Source organism: Marinobacter mobilis (assembly GCF_900106945.1).
GTDB classification, from domain to species: Bacteria; Pseudomonadota; Gammaproteobacteria; order Pseudomonadales; family Oleiphilaceae; genus Marinobacter; species Marinobacter mobilis.
In genome coordinates, this window is the sequence record NZ_FNNE01000004.1 from 281069 (window position 1) to 303256 (window position 22188).

Here is a 22188-nt window from a genome sequence, read left to right on the forward strand (position 1 = left end):
GCCTCTAACAACATCAACATAGAGCGCCAGATATGTCCGTTTCAACCCCGATTCTTGCCCCCGTTGTTGCCCTGGTGGCCTGGTCCCTGGTCATGTGGCTGTGGATGTACGCCACTCGTTTGCCGGCGATGAAGCAGGCCGGTATGGTGCTTGATCCTTCTGCGCCGCAGGGGCAGCAGATGAGTGAGTTGCCATCGCGGGTGCGTTGGAAGGCCGACAATTACAACCACCTGATGGAACAGCCGACCCTCTTCTACGCCATTACGCTGACCCTGGCGTTACTGGGAGAGGGCAACGGGATGAACCTGACCCTGGCCTGGGCTTACGTCGGTTTGCGGGTGGTGCACAGTCTGGTGCAGGCGCTGATCAACCGGATCGAGGTGCGCTTTGTGGTGTTTGCGTTGTCATCGCTGGTGCTGGTGGCGTTGACGGTACGGGCGGCGCTGGCACTGTAACCTGACGCCGGTCTCCCGGCGGGACAATGTGATTCCGGTCTCCGCTCGCGTATCATTCGGGCCAGACTTTTACTATTCAGGAGAATCCGATGATCTGGACGGTTTACCTTTCCGGCGAAATCCACACTGACTGGCGTGAGCAGATCCAGGCCGGAGCCGAGGCTGCGGGCCTGCCGGTGGAATTCACTTCCCCGGTCACCGACCACGATGCCAGTGACGCCGCCGGTGACATGCTGGGTGTGCCGGAGAGTTCTTTCTGGCGTGACCACCAGTCATCCAAGGTCAACGCCATTCGCACCAAGACCCTGATCGAATCCTGCGACGTTGCCATCATCCGTTTTGGCGACAAGTACAAACAGTGGAACGCGGCCTTTGATGCCGGCTTCTGCGCGGCTCTGGGGACGCCTTACATTACCCTGCACGGAGAAGACATTGTGCATCCGCTGAAGGAAGTGGATGCCTCGGCCATGGCCTGGGCTCAGACACCGGAACAGGTCGTCGAGATACTTAAATACGTCATTACTGCCTGAAGCAGTCGAGGAGTGAAACCATGAAAAAACTGAGTATGTTGTTTGTTGCCGGATTGTTTGCTTCCCTGCTGGCCGGTTGTTCACCGGAAGTGGGCAGTGAAGCCTGGTGTGAAAACATGGACGAAACACCGAAAGGTGAGTGGAGCGCCAACGACGCCGGTGATTACGCCAAGCACTGCGTCTTTCGTTAATCGGAGCCGACAGGGCTGAGTATGGATAACCGGGCGTTCACTGAGGCTGATCAGCACCTGCTCACGGAGATCATGCTCCACCGGCGGGATGTGCGCGGCAACAACTTCCTTCCGGACCCCGTGCCGGAGGAGGTGGTAACGCAGATTCTGCGGGCCGCCACGCTGGCACCCTCGGTCGGGTATTCCCAGCCCTGGGAATTCGTCATGGTTGAGAACCCCGACATCCGGCGCCGGGTGGTGGCGGACTTCGAGGCCCAGAACGGCAAGGCCGAAGAGCTGTTCAGCGGTGATCGTCGCGACCTGTATGCCCGCCTCAAGCTGGAGGGTATCCTGGAAGCACCGGTGAACATCGCGGTGTTCTACAAACCCGCCGACGGTCCGGTGCTGGGTCAGACCTCGATGGTGGAGGTCGGCGAATACAGCGTGGTCTGTGCCATCCAGAACATGTGGCTGATGGCCCGGGCGCTCAATGTGGGCATGGGCTGGGTTAGCATCCTCAACCCTGACACCGTCAAGGACCTGTTGAATGCACCGGCGGACAACAAGCTGGTCGGGTATCTGTGCCTGGGTTACGTCAGGCAGTTCTTTGATACTCCGGAACTGGAACGGCTGGAGTGGGACCGTCGCAAGCCGCTGGATGCGGTGATCTACGTGGACGGCTACGACTGAGCCGGAGAGGGGCAAGATGCTGCAGATTTCCAACGCCGTTAGCCTTGCCGACTGGGAAATCGAGATCCATGCGATCCGGGCCCAGGGTGCTGGTGGGCAGAACGTCAACAAGGTGTCTTCTGCGGTTCACCTGCGTTTCGATATTCGCCGTTCCAGTTTGCCCGCGTTCTACAAGGAACGCCTGCTGGCGCTGTCTGATCAGCGCATCAGCAAAGACGGGGTGATTGTGATCAAAGCCCAGAGTCATCGCACCCAGGACAAAAACCGGGACGATGCCCTGGAGCGGTTACGGGAGTTGATCCTGTCGGCGGTCCGGACAGATAAGGCCCGCCGTCCCACCAAACCGTCGCGGGCTGCCCGCCAGCGCCGCATGGACAGCAAGACCAAACGGGCACAGACCAAGTCTCTGCGGGGGCGGGTGGTCTAATCCGGGCCAGTATTGCGCATTTTTCATCCACGTCCAGGGGAGCAGCGCTGGCTATTGCTTGATCACTCTGGTAGTGTGGCGCCATCCTGCCTCGAAGGACTCCGCAGTATCCGGCTGATACGCCGCTGCGACCCATCCGAAACGACCTGTCAGAGGACGGCACCCCACACACGTGGTGAGTGACCGTAGTCGTCCAGTACGCCCAATACTTTTTTCGGGCGCCCCCGGCAATGTCCGGGCATTATTTCATGAGTTGAAACCTATGAGTTTTTCTTCCCTCGGCCTGTCCGAGCAGCTGGTTCGTGCGACCAGCGATCAGGGCTATGATCGCCCATCCCCTATTCAGTCCCAGGCCATTCCCGCGGTGCTTTCCGGCCGTGATGTCATGGCTGCGGCGCAGACCGGTACCGGCAAGACCGCCGGTTTTACCCTGCCGCTGTTACAACGCCTGTCCCAGAGCGAACGCCGGGGCAAGGGCATTCGTGCGCTGATCCTGACACCGACCCGTGAACTGGCGGCTCAGGTGGGCGACAGTGTTGCCCTGTACAGCAAGTACATGCCGACCTCTTCCGCCGTGGTGTTTGGCGGCGTAAAGATCAATCCCCAGATCCGTCGCCTGCGTCAGGGCGTGGATGTGCTGGTGGCGACCCCGGGCCGTTTGCTCGACCTGCACCAGCAGGGTGTGGTGGACTTCGCCGCCCTCGATATCCTGGTGCTGGACGAAGCCGACCGTATGCTCGACATGGGCTTTATCCGCGATATTCGCAAGATTCTTGCCCTGCTGCCCCAGCAGCGCCAGAACCTGCTGTTCTCGGCCACGTTCTCCGGTGATATCCGCAAGCTGGCCCAGGGCCTGCTGAACAGCCCGGTGCAGGTTGAAGTGTCTCCCCGTAATACCACGGCGCAGACCATCAAACAGACCGTTTACCCGGTGGATCCCAGCCGTAAGTCGGCCCTGCTGAGTCAGCTGGTGCATGACCAGAACTGGCAGCAGGTGCTGGTGTTTACCCGCACCAAGCACGGCGCCAACCGGCTGACCCAGAAACTGGAGCGTGATGGCATCACCGCCGCGGCGATTCACGGCAACAAGTCACAGGGAGCCCGTACCCGTGCTCTGGCTGACTTCAAGCAGGGTGAAATCCGGGTGCTGGTGGCGACCGATATTGCCGCCCGGGGCCTGGACATCAAGCAGCTGCCACAGGTGGTGAATTTCGAATTGCCCAACGTGCCTGAGGACTATGTGCACCGCATCGGGCGTACTGGCCGTGCCGGTGAGCGGGGCCACGCCGTTTCCCTGGTCTGTGCTGATGAGGGCAAATTGCTGGCAGGCATCGAAAAACTGATCAGTCAGCAGATTCCGCGGGAAGTGGTCGACGGCTTTGAGCCGCTCAATAACCTGCCGCTGAAGCCAAAGGCCAAGGCCGATCCGTCGAAAGCCCGGAGTCGTCCCGGTGGTGCCCGTTCTGGCGGGGCCCGTTCCGGCGAAGGCCGGCCGGGTGCCGGTCGCTCTGGTGCCGGCCGCAGTGGTCAGCCGAGAAGTCAGCAGCGTACCGCTGGAAATTCCGCTGGCCGGACAAAAAAAGGGCCCGCTTCAAGCGGACCCAAACCACAGCGTACACGATAGATAAGGGACGGATGTCCTAGAAGGCGTAGGTCAGGCCAACCATGTACACCATCGGGTCGATGTCCACATCGACCTCGGCGGTGCCCAGGGTCTGGCCATTCTGGACCGCGTCGATCTTGGCGGTGGTGTCGATATCGGCCCACCACAGGGCGGCGTTGATCCCGAGCTGATCCGTCAGCTGGACGTCCAGACCGAGCTCAAGTGCCAGTCCGAAGCTGTCATCCAGCCGCAGGTTGGTGTCGTCAATGACGCCACCGCCGAGGGCTGCATCCACCGCGCCAGTCAGGGTTGCGGTGGTATCCTCCTCAAAGAAATTGGTGTAGTTGATACCCGCGCCGACGTACGGCTGGTACCGGGAGTTGCGGTCCAGTGGAAAGTACTGAACGGTCAGGGTTGGTGGCAGCTGCTTGGTTTCCCCCAGCTTGCCCGCACCGGCAATAGATCCGGCAGCGTTGATGTCATGCTTGAACGGCGTGGCACCAAGAACGCCGATCCCGATGCTGTCCGTCAGCATGTAGGTAGCCGTGATGCCCAGTTGGGTATCGGAATCGACATCCACCTGCCAGTTACCATCGCCAACACCGGCGCCACCGAGCGTGACATTACCGCTGGAGGCGTGAGGATCGGCATACACCACCCCGACCCGCAGCAGGAAGTCACCCGCTTCGTGAGCTTGTGCCGCACTGGCTATCAGCAGACAGCCGGCGAGCGCGCCGGTTTTGATCACTCTGGACATGACAATTTCCTCGTTCGACAGGCAATAAAAATTGGATGTGCCGAAGATTACCGTGCTCGCGGCGTAAGAAATTGACCTGCGACAATTATGGTTTGGTCAGTACCGGCGGGGCGGGACGAATTTGATCTGGCTCAAAAGCCGGCGTGTCAGCCGGCCTGTTCTTCATCGAGATCAGGAAGGAAAACGTCGCGCAGGGCCAATGGCTTGCCGTCGGCATCCTGCACCTGCATTGGGCTGATCGGTCGACCACTGGCGCGGTCCCGGAGATCGAGGGCGGCCTGGTCCGGCGCCGGGTTCCATTTGTCTCCCCACTGGCGCAGGGCGATCACCACCGGGAACAGGTCGCGGCCTTTATCGGTCAGGCGATACTCATAGCGGGAGCCATGCTCGCCGACATCGACCTTGGCCAGCACGTCGTTTTCCACCAGGCGGCTGAGGCGGTCACAAAGAATGTTCTTGGCGATACCCAGCTGTTGCTGGAAATCCACATAGCGGCGGGTGCCGTACATTGCCTGCAGCACGATCAGCAGCGACCACCAGTCGCCTACCTCATTGAGGGCGCGAGCGACGGAACAATTGGAATCATCAAAACGTTTTCTGGCCATGTCCGTAAGTCTACCTAAAAGGGTTGCAAACTAAAACCAGATTCAATAGGGTTGCATTATGAAACCGAATTGAAGGGCGGCGGCCATCGGCTGTTGCCTCTTTAACCCCTGTCGCTGGAATGCGTGGAGACAAAGAGCATGACTATGAATCTGGGCCCAATGTTCGAGCCGTTTGAACTGAAATCCCTGACCCTGGCCAATCGCGTGGCAATGGCCCCGATGACCCGCAACTTCTCGCCCGACAATGTACCTGGCGACAACGTGGTGGAGTATTACCGCCGCCGCGCGGAAGGTGGCGTGGGCCTGCTGATTACCGAAGGCACCACGGTGAACCACGCGGCCGCCAACGGTTACCCCAACGTACCGGCCTTCCACGGTGCGGAGGCCCTGGCGGGTTGGAAGAAGGTGGTGGATGCTGTCCACGAAGCCGGTGGCAAGATCTTCCCGCAGCTGTGGCACGTCGGTTCTGTCCGCAAGGAAGGTGTCGAGCCGGATCCGGCGGTGCCGGGCTACAGTCCTTCCGGTCTGTTTGCCCCGGGCAAGCACAATGGCAAGGCGATGAGCAAGGCTGATATCCAGGACGTGGTCACGGCGTTTGCCGATGCCGCCCAGGATGCCAAGGCCATCGGCTTTGACGGTGTCGAGATCCACGGCGCCCACGGCTACCTGATCGACCAGTTCTTCTGGGAAGGCACGAATCAGCGTGACGACGAGTACGGTGGCTCGCTGGCTAACCGCTCCCGGTTCGCCATCGAGATCATTGAGGCGGTGCGTGAGCGGGTCGGCCCGGATTTTCCGATCATGCTGCGGTTCTCCCAATGGAAACAGCAGGACTACGATGCCCGTCTGGTGGCGTCTCCGGAAGAGCTGGAAGCCTTTCTGAAGCCGCTGGCGGACGCCGGTGTTGATATCTTTCACGCCTCCACCCGCCGTTTCTGGGAACCGGAATTCGAGGGATCGGATCTGAACCTGGCCGGCTGGACCCAGAAGCTGACCGGCGTGCCGACCATGTCGGTAGGCAGCGTTGGCCTGACTGAGGATTTCATCAGCGGCACGTTTGCCAGCCAGCAGGAATCGGTGGAACAGTCCGGTATCGACGAACTGGTTGAACGGATGAACAATCACGAGTTTGAGTTGATTGCGGTGGGCCGCGCCCTGCTGCAAGACCCGGAATGGCTGGTCAAGGTGAAGGAGGGGCGGCTGGATGAAGTCGAGCCGTTCGCCCGCAAGTCCCTGACCCAACTGTATTGATCAGGCGGTATTGATCACTCCGTTTGTGTTTATCGAAGAGTAGACGCCCCTTGCCCCGCCTTTTGGCGGGGTTTTTTATTGACAGCCTTCGTCAAACCCCGGCATTCTGCGGGTTCGTCAGTTACCGTGTTCAATCCGTAACCGGAAGTCCGATGTTCGCTCCAATGTCCGCAATCAAGTCCGTAAAACGCCCGCTGGTCCTGGTGGCCAAATGGCGCCGTATGGCTGTGGCTGCGGTTTTGGGAGTAGGTTACTGACGAATTAACCGTATTCCCGAAAGGCCGCAGCGCGTTAAGCCCTGCGGCCTTTTTTATGGCGCGGGGCCAGTGGTCCGGAAGGAACCCATCTATCAAGGAGAAGGAGTCTCATGTCTGTCCCGGCAGCGTATCTGACGGTGGTCCTGGTCTGGGCCACCACCCCCATTGGCATCGCCCTGAGCGGCGCCACCCTCCACCCCATGCTGGCGGCAGGCCTGCGCATGTTGATCGCAGCGGCGTTGGGTCTGGTTCTGGTGCAGGTGCTGCGAATTCCCATGCGCTGGCGCGGTGTTGAACTGAAAAGCTATGCCTGGGCGCTGGTGGGTATCTTCGGTGCGCTCGGGCTCAGCTACATGGCGGCCCAGCGGGTACCCTCCGGACTGATTTCCGTGTTTTTCGGGCTGTCTCCTATGCTCTCGGCAGTGCTGGCGCAGTGGTTGTTGGCAGAGCCGGCCATGCCCTTGTACAAGTGGGGTGCCTGCCTGCTGGCGGTGGCTGGTCTGCTGGTGTTGTTCCGGGATGACGTGTTGCTGACGGCAGACATGGTGGGCGGGTTTGTAATGTTGCTGGTGGCGGTACTGCTGTTCAGCGTCAGTGCGGTGATGGTCAAGCGAACCGATGCCAGGCTTCATCCGCTGGCCCAGACCGTGGGTTCGCTGACCCTCAGTCTGCCGCTGTTCGCGTTGGCCTGGTGGCTGCTGGATGGCCAGATGCCGACACTTGACTGGGCCAGTCCGTCACCTTGGGCGGTGCTGTATTTGGCCCTGTTTGGCTCGCTGCTGGGGTTTGTCAGCTACTACCACGTATTGCAGCATCTGACACCGACCACGGTGGCGCTGATCACCCTGATTACCCCGGCCTTTGCCCTCTACCTCGGGTTTTGGCTGAACGATGAGGTACTGTCGCCGGCCCTGCTGCAGGGCAGTGGCCTGATCATGATGGGCCTGGCGGTGTTCTTCTTCGGAGGCTACCTGCGGGGGCGCCGCCGGGTGGTGGCGCCGTTGTGAGGTCCTGCCGGTCCGCTTCGACAGGGGCCGGCTAACCGTTCTGTTCGAGGGCTGCGGTGAGCGCCTCGAATTCTTCATTGCTGAGCTGATCTAGCGTGGCACCGCGGAACTGGCGGTTAATGAAACGTTCGGTTTCTGCGCGGATGGCGTCACGCTGGTCGGGCTTTTCGATGTAGTCCATGGCCCGGAACAGGATGTAGCGGATGGTCATGTGGGAAATCTCCCGCACCGTCTGTTCCGGCAGACGCCGCGGAATCAGGCCCTGTTGCATCAGATCTTCTGCCATCTCCCGGGCACTGGTATCGAGCTGGTTGGCCAGCGCCCGTCGCAACAGCGGTGACGAACCGTACAGTTCACGCACGGCCACCGTGGTAGCGGCGGGGTTCTCCAGAAAGTAGTTGTAGACAAACGTGACCGTGGTGGTCGCGGCCTGTTCCGATGACTCGGCCACCATGCGCAACTGCCGGACCCCGGTTTTCATTTCGGCAGCGATATAGCCCAGTACCTGTAGGCCGAGGTCGTCCAGATTCTTGAAATGGCGATAGAAGGTATTGGGGTTCAGCCCGGCCTCTCGTGCCAGCTCCCTCAACCCCAGCGAAGTCAGACTGCGGGTCTCTGTGGCCAGCTTCAGCGCTGCCTGCACCAGTTTTAGCTTTCCGCCGGTCATGACGTTCATTGGGACACCTTGTTGTCAGTTTGGGTCATTTACCCATGGTTTGCGTTTCCGAAGTATACAGCTGTCTACTTTCGGGTGTATACAGTTGTCTACGCGTCAGGTATACGGTTGTATACCTTAATGGGAGGTCGGGCAACGGACTCCCAGGCACCATAACAAAAGTCAGGCGCTGCGGTAGCGGTCGCCAACGCAGATAACGAGGCTGATTATGAACAAGCGCACCCGGATTGCCATTATCGGTACCGGCTTTTCAGGCCTGGGCATGGCCATCAAGCTGAAGCAGGCCGGTTACAACGATTTTGTGATTCTCGAGCAGAGCGACGACATCGGCGGTACCTGGCACGAAAACCATTACCCGGGCTGTGCCTGTGATGTGCAATCGGCGCTGTATTCGTTCTCCTTTGAGCAGAACCCGAACTGGACACGAATGTACGCCCAGCAGCAAGAGATCAAGGCCTACCTCAAGCATTGTGCCGAGAAGTACGGTCTGAGCGGACATATCCGTCTCAACACCCACGTTGCCGGCGCCCGTTTTGATGAGCGCCGTCAGGGCTGGACCCTGGAGACCTGCGACAGCCCGGCGCTGTGGCAGTACATGCAGGACAAGGGAGTAAAGCCGGGCGATACCCTCAACCGCAAGGACAAGGCGCTGCCGGCGTTTGAAACCCTGGAAGCCCAGGTGGTGGTGTCCGGTATGGGCGGGCTGAGCACCCCGGCGTACCCGGAGATCAAGGGCATCGACACCTTTACCGGCAAGAGTTTCCACTCTCAGGACTGGGATCACGATTACGATTTCAAGGGCAAGCGGGTGGCGGTCATCGGCACCGGCGCGAGTGCCATCCAGTTCGTGCCAGAAGTGGCCAAAGAGGCCGGCCAGCTCGACCTGTACCAGCGTACCCCGCCCTGGATCATGCCTAAGCCGGACCGTGAGATCAGTGCTGTCGAGCGGTTGGCGTTCCGTAAGGTGCCGCAGACCCTCAATGCCCTGCGCAACTCCATATACTGGTACCTGGAAGCCCGGGTGTTGGGTTTTGTCGGCAACCCGCGCATTCTCAAGCTGGGTGAGCTGCAGGCCCGCCGGTACATTCGCAGCCAGATCAAGGATCCGGTTCTGCGTCGCAAGGTCACCCCGGATTTCCACTTTGGCTGCAAGCGGGTGTTGATCTCCAACAACTACTACCCGGCCCTGGCCCAGGACAATGTCGATGTGCTCACCGATGGCATTCGCGAAGTGCGTGGCAACGTCATTGTGGATAACAACGGGGTGGAGCGGGAAGTGGACTGTATTATCTACGGCACCGGCTTCAAGGCTCAGGATCCAGTGCCCCGCGGCATGATCTCCGGCCGTGGCGGCCAGGACCTGCTGGCGGCCTGGCAGGGTGGGGCGGAAGCCTACAAAGGCACCACCATTGCCGGTTTCCCCAACCTGTTCATGCTGATGGGCCCCAACACCGGTCTGGGCCACAGCTCCATGGTGTATATGATTGAATCGCAGATCCAGTATGTGCTCGACGCCCTCAAGCGGATGGATCACAAGGGCTGGCAGAGCGTGGAAGTGAAGGCCGGGGCCCAAGCGGCGTATAACGCCTCGCTGCAGTCGAAACTGGGGGATTCGGTCTGGCAGACCGGCTGCAAGAGCTGGTACGTCAATGAAAATGGCAAGAACACCACCCTGTGGCCGGGCTTCACCTGGCAGTTCCGTCAGCAGACCCGTCGTTTCGATGCGAGTCAGTATGACTGTGTTCGTGACGTGAGTTATGCCCCTGAAGCGGTATCTGCAACCGCCTGATCAGAGTGCCAGGCCGATGGCCTGTTGCAGCGCTTGCCGGGGTTCGCCCCGGCTTTTTTTTTGCCTGCTGGAAAGTTCCGAACGACGCTTGGCAGGCGCCCTTGGCGCTGTTTATGATGCGACCGTGCCCCTCACTTTGCCAGGAATTGTCCATGTCCTTTGACACCACGGAACACAACCGCCAGCGTTTCTGCTTCGACGGCGTCGAGTCGGTGTGGTTGTTTGGCTACGGTTCGCTGATTTACAAGGTGGATTTTCCATTCCTCGAGCAGCGTCCGGCGATGATTCACGGCTGGGTACGACGGTTCTGGCAGGGTTCCCATGATCATCGCGGTACTCCGGATGCCCCGGGCCGGGTGGTGACGCTGATCGAACAACCGGGCGCCCGCTGCCGGGGCGTGGCTTACCGGATTGCGCCCGACGTGTTCGAGCAGCTGGATGAGCGCGAGAAGAACGGGTACCTGCGCTTTACCACTACCCTGAGTTTTGACGATGGCCGTTGCGACGAGGGGCTGGTGTACATCGCCGACGAGCACAATGCGGCGTTTCTCGGCCCTGCCCACGAAGCGGACATTGCCCGCCAGATAGCCGTCTCCAGCGGCCCCAGCGGTCACAACGACGAGTACCTGCTCAAGCTGGCGGATGCCCTGCGTCACCTGGGGGACGACGATCCCCACGTCTTCGCCATCGAAGGTTACCTGCGTTAACCGCGGATGCCCGCCTGCTCCCGATAGGCCGTCGGGGTAAGGCCATAGCGCTTGCGGAAAGCCCGGCTGAACTGGCTGGAGTCATTGAAACCACAGGCGAGCGCGATGGCCGTGATCTTGTTGGCGGGATGGCGTAACTGGGCTTTGGCCCGGATCAGCCGCTGTTCCTGAACATACTGATACGGTGCACAGCCAAAGGTGGCACGGAACAGGCGGGCAAAGTGGTAGGGGCTGAGATTGACCCAGGCGGCCATACCCGCCAGCGTCAGCGGCTGGTCCAGGTGCCCGTCGATGCGTTCCTCCAGCAGGCGCCGGTAACGACGGGACAGCTGGCCGGTCACCTCGGGCGCGGCCTGCTGCACGGTGGAATGCTGGCTGACGATCTGTACCAGCAGCCACTGGCTAAGGTGGTCCATGGCCAGGGTTTGCCCGGCGGCCTGCCAGTCGCTCTGCGCAAGCAGCTGGCCGCTCTGGGCCAGTATCGGATCGTTACCATGGTAGAGCTCGTTCAGCCGTACCTGCTCCGGTTCGCAGTCCCAGGTCTCGGCCGCGCAGCGGGCAATATCCCGGTCGCTGAAATACAGGTGGAAAAATTCGAAGGGGCCGTCAATCAGCCAGCTGGAACGGCTACCGGCAGGGAACAGGCAGGCGGCGCCGGGAAAGCCATGGCTGACGGCCTGGCCGTTGACGAGTCGGGAAGCCTTGTCGCCGCGCTGGGTGTAGATACTGAGGGCGTGGTGGCTGGGACGTTCGTAATGAATCAGGCCCTTACGGTTCTGCCAATGGGCCAGGGCCCGGCCCTGGCCAAGCTCCAGTACCCGTCTGGGGGCAACGCCGGCCGCTCGCAGGGTGTCTGCAATATCGTGACGCTGGGATTCAGGCTGTGGTGATCTGGCATTGGTTGTCATCGGAGGCCTCCGCAAGAATGATCCACCCTTGCGCAGGATCTGACAAGTGCTCATGACGGTGAGCGGGTAGAGTGAGGGTCTTGCCAGAACTGACGCAAAGGAGTGATGACCATGCCGGTGAGCGTGCACTATGCGGTGACTGTCCTGATCTGGGGGCTGACCTGGACAGCGATTCGGCTGCAGGTCGAAAGCGCAGCGGTGGATCTGGCGGTGTTTTATCGCTTCGTCATGGCGTCCGCCGTGGCCCTGGGCCTGCTGGCGTTGTTACGCCGCCTGCCGCGGCTGAACCTGGCCCAGCATGGCTGGCTGCTGTTGCAGGGACTGACCCTGTACAGCGTGAATTTCCTGCTGATTTACCGGGCGGCTGAAAATATGACCAGCGGTCTGCTGGCGGTCATTTTCTCGCTGGCGGCGCTGTTTAATGCCATCAATGGCTGGCTGTGGATGCGTCAGCGGCCGCACGTACGCCTGTATCCGGCAATGGTACTGGGCGTAAGCGGGGTGGCTTTGCTGTTCTGGCATGACCTCCGTTTGGGCAACGCCTCGCTGGCGAGCATTCTGTTTGCGGTCGCGGGCACCTTCTGGTTTTCCATGGGTAACCTGATCAGTGTCAGGGTGCGTGAGGCAGGAATCCCCCTGCTCGTGGCCAACGCCTGGGCCATGGTCTACGGAGCGGTGATCCTGGGCATCTGGTGCCTGATTCAGGGCGTAACCTGGACCCTGCCGGACTCTGCGGTGTTCTGGGGGGCAACCCTGTTCCTGGCCGTGCCGGGATCGATTGTGGCGTTCTATTGCTACCTCACGGTGATTCAGACCCTGGGGGCTGATCGTGCGGGCTACGCGACCGTACTGTTCCCGGTGGTGGCGCTGTCGGTGTCGACCTGGCTGGAAGGCTTCGACTGGACCCTGACGGCCATCGCCGGTGCGGGACTGGCGCTGTTGGGCAATCTGGTATTGTTTGGCCGGCGGCCACAGTGGCTGGCCCGCAGGGCACCGGCGCAGGTTTCAGGTACCGGCCCTGACATAGGTTAAGGTGCGTACGGACAGGTTCGGCAGGTCGGAGTAGCATCCCGTTTTGCCTTTTGAGAGTGCCGAAACCCGCCATGATGTCCGAATTTCTCCCCACCTACCTGAGCAGTGCCGTTCGCTTTCTTTTCCTGTTGGCGCCTTTCTTTGTGGTCACCATGTTCCTGGCGCTGACCCGGGGCCAGCCGGCGTCCGAGAAGAATTCCATCATTCGCCGTGCCAGCTTTTCTGCGCTGGTGCTGGGGCTGGTGCTGTTCTTCGCCGGCCCGCTGTTGTTTGAGGCCATCGGTATTACCCTGAACTCGTTTCGCATTGGTGCCGGGTCGTTGCTGTTTCTCACGGCGATCAGCCTGGTCAACAGCGGCACTCGTAACCATGCCACCTGCCTGCCTCAGGAAGACCGTGACGACATCGCCGTGGTGCCGATGGCGATTCCGGTCATCATCGGACCTGCCACCATTGGTGCCATCCTGGTCTACGGTGCGGAACTGAAATCGGTGCCGGAGATTGCCGGCGGTGTTCTGGGGATGATCACCGCGTTGCTGGTGCTGACTGTATTGCTGTTCCTGTCCGGTTATCTGGAGCGGGCGTTGGGCAAGACCGGGCTGAACATCCTCTCCAAGGTCAGCGGCCTGATCCTGTCGGCGATGGCAGCGGAGATTGTACTGACCGGGATCAGCGGCTTCATTCAGGCGGCCGGGCTGGCCTCCACTTTTCCTGCTTAACGAGGTAGACCCCGCCCATCCCCAAGCTAAGATGTCGTAGCAAGTTGAGGACTATGTTTGGGTCGGCTCTGTATCGATGCTGCAAATCCAAAACAGAATGGGCGTCCCCCTGGCCCTGAGGCAACGGAGGTATGTACCCGAAACACTCGGTGTACCAAGGACTCTGTAATCACTTCTCCGGGGCTGCCTATCATTCTAAGTTGGCCGTCGGCCAGGACAGCGATCCGGTCAGCAAATTGGGCGGCTTGGTTAAGATCGTGTAGTGACATGACCACTGTAAGTCCGTGCTGGCGATTCAGCGTGGATAGCAACTCCAGTACTTCCAGCTGGTATCCCCAATCGAGGAATGTGGTGGGTTCGTCGAGTAGAAGAATGTCCGTTTCCTGGGCCAGGGCCATGGCGATCCATACCCGCTGTTGTTGTCCTCCTGAAAGCGCTTCCACCGGTTGTTCCGCGAGGTCTGAAACGCCCGTCATTGCCATGGCGTCGAGGGTCACTTTTTCGTCGACGGTGAGGTTCCGTTGCCACCATTTACGGTGTGGGAAACGACCTAGCGCCACTAGGTCCCGAACCCGGATGCCCTCGGGCACAACGGGCTTTTGGGGCAGCATGGCGAGCCTGAGGGCCAGCTTGCCTCGGTCCCATTGCTCAACCGGCCGGTCGTCCAGGTAGACCTGACCGGACCGGGCTGGTAACAGGCCCGCAAAACTTTTCAATAAGGTACTTTTGCCTGATCCATTGGGGCCCAACAGGCAGGTGATCCCACCTTCGGGAATGGTCAGCGAGACGTTGTCGACAACTGGTTTGTCGCCGTAGTCAAGTGAGAGCTGCTCGGTTCGTAACATGTCGGATCCCGACCTTAGAGTTGACGCGATAACAGATAAAGAAAAAATGGAACGCCAAGGACGGCCGAAACCACGCCCACGGGGACTTCGTAGGGTGTAAACAGCATCCGGCCGAGTAAATCCGCCAGTACCGCCAACACCGCTCCCAACAGCACACATAACACCAACTGGACAGGAAGATTGGCACCTGCCAGCCGACGGCTGATGTGGGGGATGAGCAGACCTATGAAACCAACGGGCCCCACCGCTCCGACGGCACTGGCCGCCAGCAGGGTGGCGATCAGCAGCGCAAAGGCACGCCAGCGGTTCAGGCCCAGGCCAAGAGTGAGTGAGTGTTGGTCGTCGAGTTGCATCACACTAAGCGGGCGCATGAGCAAAATCACACCGATTACTCCGATGATCGTCCAGGGCAACAGCGTATGAAGGTGTTGCCAGTCGGCGCCGTACAGCGAGCCCGCAAGCCATTGGGCAACCAGTTCAGTATGGGCGTGGCCCCAGAACGCCAGGGCACCGATGGTCAGGGCGTGCAACATGCCGGCAATAACCGCCCCGGTTAGGGTCATTTTAACCGGCGACAGATGGCCATGCCGCATGCCAAGGAAGTAAACCGCCAGCGCCGTTAAAAGTCCGCCTGCCATCGCAAAAAGGGGTAAATATTCAAGGGCAAACGAGGTGTTGCTGTAGGGATTTTCGCTCGAAACCAGCCAGTCACCGACGACGAAAGCAATGACTGCGACAAGACTGGCGCCGGCGGAAATGCCGAGAATGCCCGCTTCGGCCAGGGGGTTGCGGCTCAGCAGTTGTAGGAGCCAACCTGACAGCGCAAAGTGAATACCGATCAGAGCTCCGGTCAGGGTACGGGGCAACCGTATTTCGAAGACCACTTGCTGCACATGTTGTGAGGTGTCACCGGTGAGCCCCGCCCACACCTGGGACCAGGCGAGGTCTACGGCCCCCAGCTGAACGCCCGCGACGATGACAACAACCACGCTGAGCCCGCCAGCTAAAAGCAGCCTGGCGATAGGGCCGATAGCTGGGGCCGGGATACTGTGGCGGTCTGCTCGGTGTGGTGTCGTAGCCGGACTGGTCAAGTTATGCGCTCCGGTGTGAGGTTTGCGAATTGATCAGATAAATCAGCCAGGGAGCCCCGATAAGGGCCGTCAGCATACCCACGGGTAACTCCTGAGGAAAAGCCAGCTGGCGTGCAAGGATGTCGGCTGCCAACAACAGTAACCCCCCAAACAGAGCACTAAGAGGCAACCAATGCTGGATCTGATCGCCGACCAGACGCCGGGCAATGTGTGGTGCTACGAGGCCAATGAACACAATCGGACCGGTGAAGGCGACCAACGCTGCTGCCAATAACAAGGCCAACAGCAGAAACGTCAGGCGCCAGCGACCAACAGCTAGCCCCATGGCAAGCGCAAGATCGTCCTCCAGCTGCAATAAACGGAAGGGCCGCTGCATCACAAACAGGGCGCCAAGTGGAAGCAACAGCCAAGGCAGCACCATCTGGAGCTGGAGCCAGCCCCGCCCCATCAAGCTGCCTGCCAGCCAGTAGTAGAGTTCCGCCGCCTCCGCCCCGGACACCAGTAAAAGGCCTGTGGTCACTGCCGTCGCTAGTGACGTGACCGCTATTCCAGCAAGCACCACACGCTCGGGCTGAAGTTGCCGTCGGCCGGCAATGACAAAGGTGAGCGAGCCACCCAGCAGGCCTCCGCCGAGAGCCATCGCGGGCAACCATAGTGCACTCGGTGAGCTCAAAGTCTGGAGCGACACCACCGCCAGGGCAGCAGATGCGATCACGCCAGTCAGACCAGGAGATGCCAGGGAGTTCCGGGTAACGCTCTGCATGACGGCTCCAGCAACTCCAAGCGCAGCACCGCCGAGAAAACCCAGCAGATTACGCGGCAGTCGGAGTTCCAGCACGGTGATCCGGGTCAGCAGGTCGCTGTTACCGCCAATGGCTGACAGCAACTGGGTCGGCGATACCCATCGGGAACCTGCCATCAGCCCGATGAGGAACAACAGCACCAGGAACAGCAGCGTTGCTCCATAGAGGGTGACAGGGCGCGTGGCTGAATTGGAAACCGTCATTCGTCGGTTTCCGCAGGCAGTAACAGGCGTTGAATGTCGTCCAGGATTCGCTCCCGGGCAATTGGACCGGCGCCTTCTTTCCAATAGTATGGTACTTCGTAGACTTGGCCCGTGCGCACTGCCGTGAGATACGGCCAGATGGGATTCATCGTGAACGCGCGCTGACGACTGGTGGGCAATACGAGGATGGTATCCGGATTGAGTTTCAGCAGGGCCTCAAGGCTGATTCTGTAGCCCAGCGGAATGCCGCTGTCAGTATTGGGTGTCTCGCCACCGACGTTATTAAAGCCGAGTTGCTCCAGGAGTGCTGTCGGCAAAAAGTGGTCATAGTAAACAAAAGGCGTTTCGCTGCCGCTGGTCAGCAATGCCACGGTTTCCGTGACCTTTCCCTTATTGCGCTCTTTTAGCAATTGAATGCGGTCTAGAAAGCGATCGTTGAGTTCCGTAGCTTTTGTTGGCTGACCGAGAGCCTGTCCCACCAACTCTACGGCTCGCAGGCTGTCCTGAACCGTGATCAGATCCAGGGCCAGCAGCGGCGCAATGGATTCAATCTGGTCAGCGTCTTTCGCGGTATAACGGCGAATGGCGATCACGAGATCTGGCCCGACCGACGACAGCACCTCCAGATTAGGCTGATGTCGGGGACCAAGGCCCCGAACACCGTTTAACTGCGACGCCAGATAATCGGGTACTCCCTGGATACCGTAGTCGGTGACCGCGACCGGCACAGTACCTAACGCCAGTGCGACGTCGGCCCCGAAGGTCGAAATCGCCGCAGGTCGGGTCGCCGGTGCGGATAACTGCAGGGTTTCCCCTCGGTCATCCGCCAGCCGGATATCGAGGTTGTCAGCCCACCCTGTAGCAGGCGAAATCAGGACCACCAGCAGGAGCTTTACGATCTGGTTCTGTAGACAGGCCATCAGAAATCGAGTTGCGCCTCAAGGATAAAGCTTCGGCCCGGCTGAGGCACACGACCGACCGGACTAACGTCCACGCCCCGGAAGTAATAGTCCTCATCCAGCAGGTTGTTGACGGCCAAGCCCAGATTCAGCACACGATCACCGCCAACCGGAAAGTCACGACCGACCCTGGTTGTAACCAGGTGATAGTCTGGCAACTTGCCAGCGCTGCCATTACTGGTTTCTTCTTTGGTGTTGTCCGCATCGCTGTAGCTGGAGCTGACATAAACCCAGGTCAAGCTGGCATCCCACGCCTGGTAGCTGTAAAACGCGTCTGCACTGATTTTGTGGGTTGGCGCGTTGGGCAGCTCATTGCCCTTGTTGTCACCGGTCAGCTGTTCGGTATCCAGGAAGGTATAGCCTAGGCCCAGTTCCCAATGACTGTTGAGGTTCCAGCGATTCGCAAGTTCGATACCTTGGTGACGGGTTTTTCCGAGGTTCTCGAAACGACTGGTTGAGCGATTGAATTGAATCTGGTCCTCATAATCAATGCGGAACAGCGTGGCGGATGACCGCAGGTCCGGGGTCATCTGAAGACGTGCGCCAAGCTCATGGTTCCAGGCAGTTTCATTGGCAACCGCGCCTTCACGGGTGGTCTGGGCAATCTGAACCGGCACGAGAGAACGCTGGCTGTTGGCGAAGACAAATAGGTCATCGGAAGCTTGGTAGCCGACGGTCAGGCCTGGCAACAATTCGTCGGCATTGTTTTCCTCGGTATTGCCGCTGAGATTGTCGCGGAAATCCATATCAACACCTTCATAACGCAAGCCCGGTGTCACCGTCAGGCGGTCCTCTTGGAACGACAGGGTGTCACTTACATAGAATGCGACAGCCTGGGTGTCCAGGTGCCAATCGCGCGCTATGGAACGGTTACCCGACGAAAACTCCAGACGATTCACGTCAAATTCCACATCTTCGCTGACAAACCTTGCTCCCAGCGTAATATCGTGACGGCCGTGGCGAATGGCAATCCGTGGTTCGGTGCCGTAGACGGTGAACAATCTTGGAGAATCTGCCACGTGGGTGGAATCGAGCCCCGGATCCGCCCAGTGGCCGTTGCCGCTCAGGTTCTGGCCGAAGAAGAAGGTGCGGTCAGCATCGTGAACAAAGTTGCGCCATTGGAATTCCACGTTGTCGGCCGGCGTGTACGTCCAGGTAAATGTGGCGCGCGTCATGTCGGCTTCGTATCCGTCGTATGGGCGCTGGCTCTGGGTGCGATCCTGCTCATAGGCTTCCGGTGTCAGGGCGCCGGGAAGTTCCGCTTCGACGCGATAATATTGCAACTGTGAAGCCAGTTCATGCTGGTCGTTCAGGTAATAACTGGCATCCAGGATCAGGTTATCTACTTCCGTATCGGAGTGGTCACGAAAGCCGTCACCGCGCTGGACGTTGGCCTGGAACTGCAAGACAAGCTTTTCAGTTGCCCGGCCGCCGACCCGGTAATAGGTATCGGTAAAGACATTGCCGGTCTCTTCCGCAATGGTTACCCGCTCACGAAGGGTCTGGGAGGTTTGCGCCGGAATCGGTTTGGTGATGAAATTCACCACACCGCCCACGTTATTGGGTCCGTAATGCACGGAGGCTCCTCCGCGGACAATATCCACGACTTCCAGGCTAGGAAGCGTGACCGGGAACAGCGAGACGCCGACATTACTGTAGGGGCCGATCGCAATCGGGTACCCATCGAGAAGAATCTGGAGCCGTTCGCTGCGCAGAGGGTTCAGACCACGCATGCCGATATTGGGTAGGATGCCCGTCCCCGTTTCATCAAGCACTGTGACACCGGGTACCGGGCGCAAGGCGTCTTCCAGGTTGAGGGCTCCGGCATTTTGGAGTTCTTCATTTTCGACGACAGTACGGGCTCCGGTGTAAGTCTTTTCAGAGTCTTCCGTTGGTGGCCCCAGCCAGTCGGCCGTGACATTCAGGCCGGGTAGCAGGTCGGGCGCATCAGACTGATCCTCGGCAAGGACCGGTGCCGTACCAATTACCATAAGCGACACTGGCAGCATGGCTATGGCAACAGCCAATCGGTGGCGGCGCAGCGGCGTTGAGACTTCGGACTTCGACATTGGGTTCTCCAGCACGTGTCATAATATTTGAGTGCGCATTTTAATGATAATGATTCGCACTTCAATTAAATTATTTTCCTGGCTGGCTACCGGACCACGGGAAAGGGTCAAAATTAATGACCTCCCCCAGTATCTAATCCAACTGCTTCCTGGAAATGCCCGTTACCTGACCCTCTGACCCCGTATTAAGGCCAGCGAGATGGGACAGGTCATCCCTTCGCATCGTTATTGGCCGAGGCTTCAACCATTCACCGGTTGGGCCCGGAGCACCCGGTCGCTCCGCTGACGCGAACGCACCCCCACCATAATCAGAGGCACCACTATCATGGCACTGCCCACTGCGAACCAAAGGTCGGGCGTCTCATTGAAGCCTATCCAGCCAATCAGTACTGCCCATATCAGCCCGGTGTACTCCGCACTGGTGACCAGGTTGGCCTCCACCTGGCGATAGGCCAGCAACACGGTCACGTTGTAGCCCAGGATGAACAGGGAGGAGCCCAGGGCACTGACGAGAATCGCCGGGTCCAGGGGGGCGCCTTCCACCACCATAAAGACGGCGCTGGTGGGCAGAATCATCACGTACGTCAGCGCCAGTTTGTGCACAGTGGACTGCCGCCGCGGCAGCTGGCGCACCATCACGGCGTTGATCGCCAGTGCCGCGGCCGAGCCCAGGGCGGCAACTGCCCCCCAGTTGAAATCAACGGGCCGCAGAATCATCAGAATGCCCACGAAACCGCTCATTACTGCGAAGACACTCAATGGGCGGAGTTTCTCCCCAAACAGCAGGGCGGACAGTGCCATGACCAGAATGGGGGCCGCGTAAAACACCGCGTTGGCAGTTGCCAGCGGCAGTGCGCCAAGGGCGATCACCATGCATAGCATGCCGCCCAGGTGAATGTGGGCGCGGATGAAATGAACCTTCCCGCCCTGGAACAGCCGCCGTGGGTTGACCTGTTTCCATAGCGGCAGCAACAGCAGCAAGGTAATCAGGCAACGCAGGAAGGCAAACTGGAACACCGGTGCGCCGGGTTCCAGCAGTTTGATAAAGACATCGGAGATCAGTGCCAGGGCGTTACCGATCACCAATAGCAGGATAGCGCTGTTTACGGTCTTGCCAGACATGGTTTATTCCGGGGGCTAAGGGACAGGGTGGCCAGTGTAGGTCGCTCAAGCTATCGTATAAAATGATGCTTAATTTTAACCGATTAGAAAATTAGATAATGAAGCTGCCCCCGCTGAAATCCTTGCCCGTTTTTGAAGCCGTCGCCCGCCTCAACAGTTTTTCCCTGGCGGCGGAGGAGCTGTTGGTGACCCAGAGTGCTGTCAGTCACCAGATCAAGCAACTGGAAAGTTATCTGGGGGAGAGCCTGTTCCTGCGCACCGGACGGACTCTGGCGCTGACCGATGAAGGCCGGCAATATCTGGAGTCGGTGACCACCGCGCTGTTACAGATTGAGCGGGCCAGCGAACAGTTGTTGGGTGAGGAAACCTCGCGGCTGCGCCTGGCCTGTTTCAGCTCCTTCGCAGTGCGCTGGCTGGTGCCCCGGTTGCCCGAGCTGCAGCGACGCTATCCCCAGCTCGACCTGTCCCTGGAAATGACGACGGAGAACCCGGTGTTGTCAGACCGGGTGGCCGATGCGTTCATTTGCATCAACCAGCCGTCCCAGGCCTTCAGCTATGAACTGTTGTACCGGGAACGGATGTTTCCGGTGTGCAGCAGTGACTATTGGGAAAAAATTTGTCGTGAACTGGCGTTGAACCGCCAGGAAGGGGATGACCGGATTACCCTGAGCCCGGAGCAGCTTGCGCGTTTTCCCCTGCTGTCCACCTACAGCATCTATGACCGCAAGGTGGGCGACTGGCACAATTGGTTTTCCGCAGTGGGCCAATCCCTCCCGGTCACGGCCCGGGTCCAGCACTTCAGTCATATGCTGCTGGCACTGGAGGCGGCCCGTTACCACCAGGGCATCGTACTCACCAACGATTACATGCTCAGCAACCGGGACGACGCTGACGATTTTGTTCGCCTGCCCTGCCATCCGCTGGCCACGGGCTACCAGTTCCATTTCGCCTGGAAAACCAGTCGGCGTCGCGAACGGGGCATTCAGATATTGCGACGCTGGTTGGTGGAAGAAGCCATCGCGGACGGCTTGCGGGCCGATAGCGAGTCTGACTGAGTCGTCCGTTCCTGAACAAGTGGTAACGGGTAACCTCCGGATGTCCATGGTAGCTTGGGTCTATAGCGTCAAGATGAGGTAACAGGTATGAAAAAGGCTCTCTCCGCAGGCATGCTCGGCCTGCTGCTGGCACTGGGATCGGTGTCGGCTGTGGCGAACCCGCCCGGGCTGGAAGGCCTGCCCCCTGGCCTGCAAAAGAAGGTCGCCCAGGGCGAGCCGCTGCCGCCGGGCTGGCAGCGTCGTCTGGGCATTGAACGTGGCGACCATCTTCCGGATTACCTCTATCGGGATGGCCGTATCTACGACATCGACGACCGTCGCCAGCGGGTCGAAGTGGAGGACCGGGTTTACACCATCATTCGTGGTACCCGGGAAATCCTCGATATCCTCGACCATTACTGATCGAAACTGGCCGGGGTCTGGTGCCCCGGCCCGTCATCACGAGCGCTGCAGCTCGG

Annotated in this window: 24 protein-coding genes; 14 read left to right on the plus strand and 10 right to left on the minus strand. The window is 59.8% G+C overall.

Annotated features, from left to right (window positions below; genetic code table 11):
- Positions 1-32: 32 nt before the first annotated feature.
- The 6 genes from BLV11_RS08315 to BLV11_RS08340 all read left to right on the plus strand — a co-directional run bounded on the left by BLV11_RS08315 (position 33) and on the right by BLV11_RS08340 (position 3896).
- Complete coding sequence (locus BLV11_RS08315) at positions 33-455, plus strand: MAPEG family protein (RefSeq protein WP_091812503.1); 423 nt, start codon at positions 33-35, stop codon at positions 453-455.
- Between the two features lie 89 nt (positions 456-544).
- On the plus strand, positions 545-985 hold the full coding sequence (locus BLV11_RS08320; protein WP_091812504.1) for a YtoQ family protein: 441 nt from the start codon (positions 545-547) through the stop codon (positions 983-985).
- A 20-nt stretch (positions 986-1005) separates the two neighbouring features.
- Entirely contained in the window at positions 1006-1176 is a 171-nt protein-coding gene (locus tag BLV11_RS08325) for a DUF3012 domain-containing protein (protein ID WP_091812505.1), read from the plus strand.
- Positions 1177-1197: 21 nt separating this feature from the next.
- Positions 1198-1845 (plus strand): 5,6-dimethylbenzimidazole synthase, encoded by a 648-nt coding sequence (gene bluB, locus BLV11_RS08330; protein WP_091812506.1) that lies wholly within the window; start codon positions 1198-1200, stop codon positions 1843-1845.
- 16 nt (positions 1846-1861) lie between these two features.
- Positions 1862-2272: an alternative ribosome rescue aminoacyl-tRNA hydrolase ArfB gene (gene arfB / locus BLV11_RS08335; protein WP_091812507.1), complete on the plus strand. Its 411-nt coding sequence runs from the start codon at positions 1862-1864 to the stop codon at positions 2270-2272.
- A gap of 262 nt (positions 2273-2534) precedes the next feature.
- Positions 2535-3896 (plus strand): DEAD/DEAH box helicase, encoded by a 1362-nt coding sequence (locus BLV11_RS08340; protein WP_091812508.1) that lies wholly within the window; start codon positions 2535-2537, stop codon positions 3894-3896.
- Positions 3897-3912: 16 nt separating this feature from the next.
- On the opposite strand, the gene BLV11_RS08345 is transcribed toward BLV11_RS08340, so the two are convergent.
- Complete coding sequence (locus tag BLV11_RS08345; protein ID WP_091812509.1) at positions 3913-4632, minus strand: OmpW/AlkL family protein; 720 nt, start codon at positions 4630-4632, stop codon at positions 3913-3915.
- Between the two features lie 146 nt (positions 4633-4778).
- Positions 4779-5237 carry a winged helix-turn-helix transcriptional regulator gene (locus BLV11_RS08350; RefSeq protein WP_091812510.1) on the minus strand — a complete coding sequence of 153 codons (459 nt, stop codon included), beginning with the start codon at positions 5235-5237 and terminating at the stop codon, positions 4779-4781.
- A gap of 138 nt (positions 5238-5375) precedes the next feature.
- On the opposite strand from BLV11_RS08350, the gene BLV11_RS08355 reads away from it, so the two are divergent.
- Positions 5376-6488 carry an NADH:flavin oxidoreductase gene (locus BLV11_RS08355; RefSeq protein ID WP_091812511.1) on the plus strand — a complete coding sequence of 371 codons (1113 nt, stop codon included), beginning with the start codon at positions 5376-5378 and terminating at the stop codon, positions 6486-6488.
- Between the two features lie 367 nt (positions 6489-6855).
- Positions 6856-7752 (plus strand): DMT family transporter, encoded by an 897-nt coding sequence (locus tag BLV11_RS08360; RefSeq protein WP_091812512.1) that lies wholly within the window; start codon positions 6856-6858, stop codon positions 7750-7752.
- A 31-nt stretch (positions 7753-7783) separates the two neighbouring features.
- On the opposite strand, the gene BLV11_RS08365 is transcribed toward BLV11_RS08360, so the two are convergent.
- On the minus strand, positions 7784-8428 hold the full coding sequence (locus BLV11_RS08365) for a TetR family transcriptional regulator (protein ID WP_091812513.1): 645 nt from the start codon (positions 8426-8428) through the stop codon (positions 7784-7786).
- A gap of 208 nt (positions 8429-8636) precedes the next feature.
- Here BLV11_RS08365 and BLV11_RS08370 point away from each other — a divergent pair, with 208 nt between their 5' ends.
- Positions 8637-10217: a flavin-containing monooxygenase gene (locus tag BLV11_RS08370; RefSeq protein WP_091812514.1), complete on the plus strand. Its 1581-nt coding sequence runs from the start codon at positions 8637-8639 to the stop codon at positions 10215-10217.
- Positions 10218-10369: 152 nt separating this feature from the next.
- The gene (locus tag BLV11_RS08375; protein ID WP_091812515.1) at positions 10370-10924 is read left to right on the plus strand and encodes a gamma-glutamylcyclotransferase; all 555 of its coding nucleotides are present in this window, start codon (positions 10370-10372) and stop codon (positions 10922-10924) included.
- Here the strand turns inward: BLV11_RS08375 and BLV11_RS08380 are convergent.
- Positions 10921-11832, minus strand: a complete 912-nt coding sequence (locus BLV11_RS08380) for a helix-turn-helix transcriptional regulator (protein WP_091812516.1) — start codon at positions 11830-11832, stop codon at positions 10921-10923. The genes BLV11_RS08375 and BLV11_RS08380 overlap by 4 nt on opposite strands.
- Before the next feature lie 111 nt (positions 11833-11943).
- On the opposite strand from BLV11_RS08380, the gene BLV11_RS08385 reads away from it, so the two are divergent.
- A complete protein-coding gene (locus BLV11_RS08385; RefSeq protein WP_091812517.1) occupies positions 11944-12864 on the plus strand; it encodes a DMT family transporter in 921 nt (306 codons plus the stop codon).
- A gap of 71 nt (positions 12865-12935) precedes the next feature.
- Entirely contained in the window at positions 12936-13583 is a 648-nt protein-coding gene (locus BLV11_RS08390) for a MarC family protein (RefSeq protein ID WP_091812518.1), read from the plus strand.
- A 26-nt stretch (positions 13584-13609) separates the two neighbouring features.
- Here the strand turns inward: BLV11_RS08390 and BLV11_RS08395 are convergent, their stop codons facing one another.
- The 6 genes from BLV11_RS08395 to BLV11_RS08420 all read right to left on the minus strand — a co-directional run bounded on the left by BLV11_RS08395 (position 13610) and on the right by BLV11_RS08420 (position 20675).
- Complete coding sequence (locus tag BLV11_RS08395) at positions 13610-14428, minus strand: ABC transporter ATP-binding protein (protein WP_091812519.1); 819 nt, start codon at positions 14426-14428, stop codon at positions 13610-13612.
- Positions 14429-14442: 14 nt separating this feature from the next.
- The gene (locus BLV11_RS08400) at positions 14443-15417 is read right to left on the minus strand and encodes a FecCD family ABC transporter permease (RefSeq protein WP_245725961.1); all 975 of its coding nucleotides are present in this window, start codon (positions 15415-15417) and stop codon (positions 14443-14445) included.
- 103 nt (positions 15418-15520) lie between these two features.
- The gene (locus BLV11_RS08405) at positions 15521-16525 is read right to left on the minus strand and encodes a FecCD family ABC transporter permease (protein WP_091812521.1); all 1005 of its coding nucleotides are present in this window, start codon (positions 16523-16525) and stop codon (positions 15521-15523) included.
- A complete protein-coding gene (locus BLV11_RS08410; protein WP_245725962.1) occupies positions 16522-17445 on the minus strand; it encodes an ABC transporter substrate-binding protein in 924 nt (307 codons plus the stop codon). The genes BLV11_RS08405 and BLV11_RS08410 overlap by 4 nt, the downstream gene beginning before the upstream one ends.
- Positions 17445-19553, minus strand: a complete 2109-nt coding sequence (locus tag BLV11_RS08415; RefSeq protein ID WP_091812522.1) for a TonB-dependent receptor family protein — start codon at positions 19551-19553, stop codon at positions 17445-17447. The genes BLV11_RS08410 and BLV11_RS08415 overlap by 1 nt, the downstream gene beginning before the upstream one ends.
- 240 nt (positions 19554-19793) lie before the next feature.
- Entirely contained in the window at positions 19794-20675 is an 882-nt protein-coding gene (locus tag BLV11_RS08420; RefSeq protein ID WP_091812523.1) for a DMT family transporter, read from the minus strand.
- A 98-nt stretch (positions 20676-20773) separates the two neighbouring features.
- Here BLV11_RS08420 and BLV11_RS08425 point away from each other — a divergent pair, with 98 nt between their 5' ends.
- A complete protein-coding gene (locus tag BLV11_RS08425) occupies positions 20774-21730 on the plus strand; it encodes a LysR substrate-binding domain-containing protein (RefSeq protein WP_091812524.1) in 957 nt (318 codons plus the stop codon).
- A gap of 87 nt (positions 21731-21817) precedes the next feature.
- Positions 21818-22132 (plus strand): hypothetical protein, encoded by a 315-nt coding sequence (locus BLV11_RS08430; RefSeq protein WP_091812525.1) that lies wholly within the window; start codon positions 21818-21820, stop codon positions 22130-22132.
- Positions 22133-22188 lie beyond the last annotated feature (56 nt).

Bases quoted from the DNA above. Each gene is read 5' to 3' on its own strand.
- BLV11_RS08410 (WP_245725962.1), bottom strand. From the start codon at position 17,445: ATGGCCTGTCTACAGAACCAGATCGTAAAGCTCCTGCTGGTGGTCCTG.
- arfB (WP_091812507.1), top strand. From the start codon at position 1,862: ATGCTGCAGATTTCCAACGCCGTTAGCCTTGCCGACTGGGAAATCGAG.
- BLV11_RS08375 (WP_091812515.1), top strand. From the start codon at position 10,370: ATGTCCTTTGACACCACGGAACACAACCGCCAGCGTTTCTGCTTCGAC.
- BLV11_RS08325 (WP_091812505.1), top strand. From the start codon at position 1,006: ATGAAAAAACTGAGTATGTTGTTTGTTGCCGGATTGTTTGCTTCCCTG.
- BLV11_RS08370 (WP_091812514.1), top strand. From the start codon at position 8,637: ATGAACAAGCGCACCCGGATTGCCATTATCGGTACCGGCTTTTCAGGC.
- BLV11_RS08415 (WP_091812522.1), bottom strand. From the start codon at position 19,553: ATGTCGAAGTCCGAAGTCTCAACGCCGCTGCGCCGCCACCGATTGGCT.
- BLV11_RS08355 (WP_091812511.1), top strand. From the start codon at position 5,376: ATGACTATGAATCTGGGCCCAATGTTCGAGCCGTTTGAACTGAAATCC.
- BLV11_RS08380 (WP_091812516.1), bottom strand. From the start codon at position 11,832: ATGACAACCAATGCCAGATCACCACAGCCTGAATCCCAGCGTCACGAT.
- BLV11_RS08405 (WP_091812521.1), bottom strand. From the start codon at position 16,525: ATGACGGTTTCCAATTCAGCCACGCGCCCTGTCACCCTCTATGGAGCA.
- BLV11_RS08350 (WP_091812510.1), bottom strand. From the start codon at position 5,237: ATGGCCAGAAAACGTTTTGATGATTCCAATTGTTCCGTCGCTCGCGCC.
- BLV11_RS08385 (WP_091812517.1), top strand. From the start codon at position 11,944: ATGCCGGTGAGCGTGCACTATGCGGTGACTGTCCTGATCTGGGGGCTG.
- bluB (WP_091812506.1), top strand. From the start codon at position 1,198: ATGGATAACCGGGCGTTCACTGAGGCTGATCAGCACCTGCTCACGGAG.
- BLV11_RS08340 (WP_091812508.1), top strand. From the start codon at position 2,535: ATGAGTTTTTCTTCCCTCGGCCTGTCCGAGCAGCTGGTTCGTGCGACC.
- BLV11_RS08390 (WP_091812518.1), top strand. From the start codon at position 12,936: ATGATGTCCGAATTTCTCCCCACCTACCTGAGCAGTGCCGTTCGCTTT.
- BLV11_RS08315 (WP_091812503.1), top strand. From the start codon at position 33: ATGTCCGTTTCAACCCCGATTCTTGCCCCCGTTGTTGCCCTGGTGGCC.
- BLV11_RS08365 (WP_091812513.1), bottom strand. From the start codon at position 8,428: ATGAACGTCATGACCGGCGGAAAGCTAAAACTGGTGCAGGCAGCGCTG.
- BLV11_RS08425 (WP_091812524.1), top strand. From the start codon at position 20,774: ATGAAGCTGCCCCCGCTGAAATCCTTGCCCGTTTTTGAAGCCGTCGCC.
- BLV11_RS08320 (WP_091812504.1), top strand. From the start codon at position 545: ATGATCTGGACGGTTTACCTTTCCGGCGAAATCCACACTGACTGGCGT.
- BLV11_RS08395 (WP_091812519.1), bottom strand. From the start codon at position 14,428: ATGTTACGAACCGAGCAGCTCTCACTTGACTACGGCGACAAACCAGTT.
- BLV11_RS08430 (WP_091812525.1), top strand. From the start codon at position 21,818: ATGAAAAAGGCTCTCTCCGCAGGCATGCTCGGCCTGCTGCTGGCACTG.
- BLV11_RS08360 (WP_091812512.1), top strand. From the start codon at position 6,856: ATGTCTGTCCCGGCAGCGTATCTGACGGTGGTCCTGGTCTGGGCCACC.
- BLV11_RS08420 (WP_091812523.1), bottom strand. From the start codon at position 20,675: ATGTCTGGCAAGACCGTAAACAGCGCTATCCTGCTATTGGTGATCGGT.
- BLV11_RS08345 (WP_091812509.1), bottom strand. From the start codon at position 4,632: ATGTCCAGAGTGATCAAAACCGGCGCGCTCGCCGGCTGTCTGCTGATA.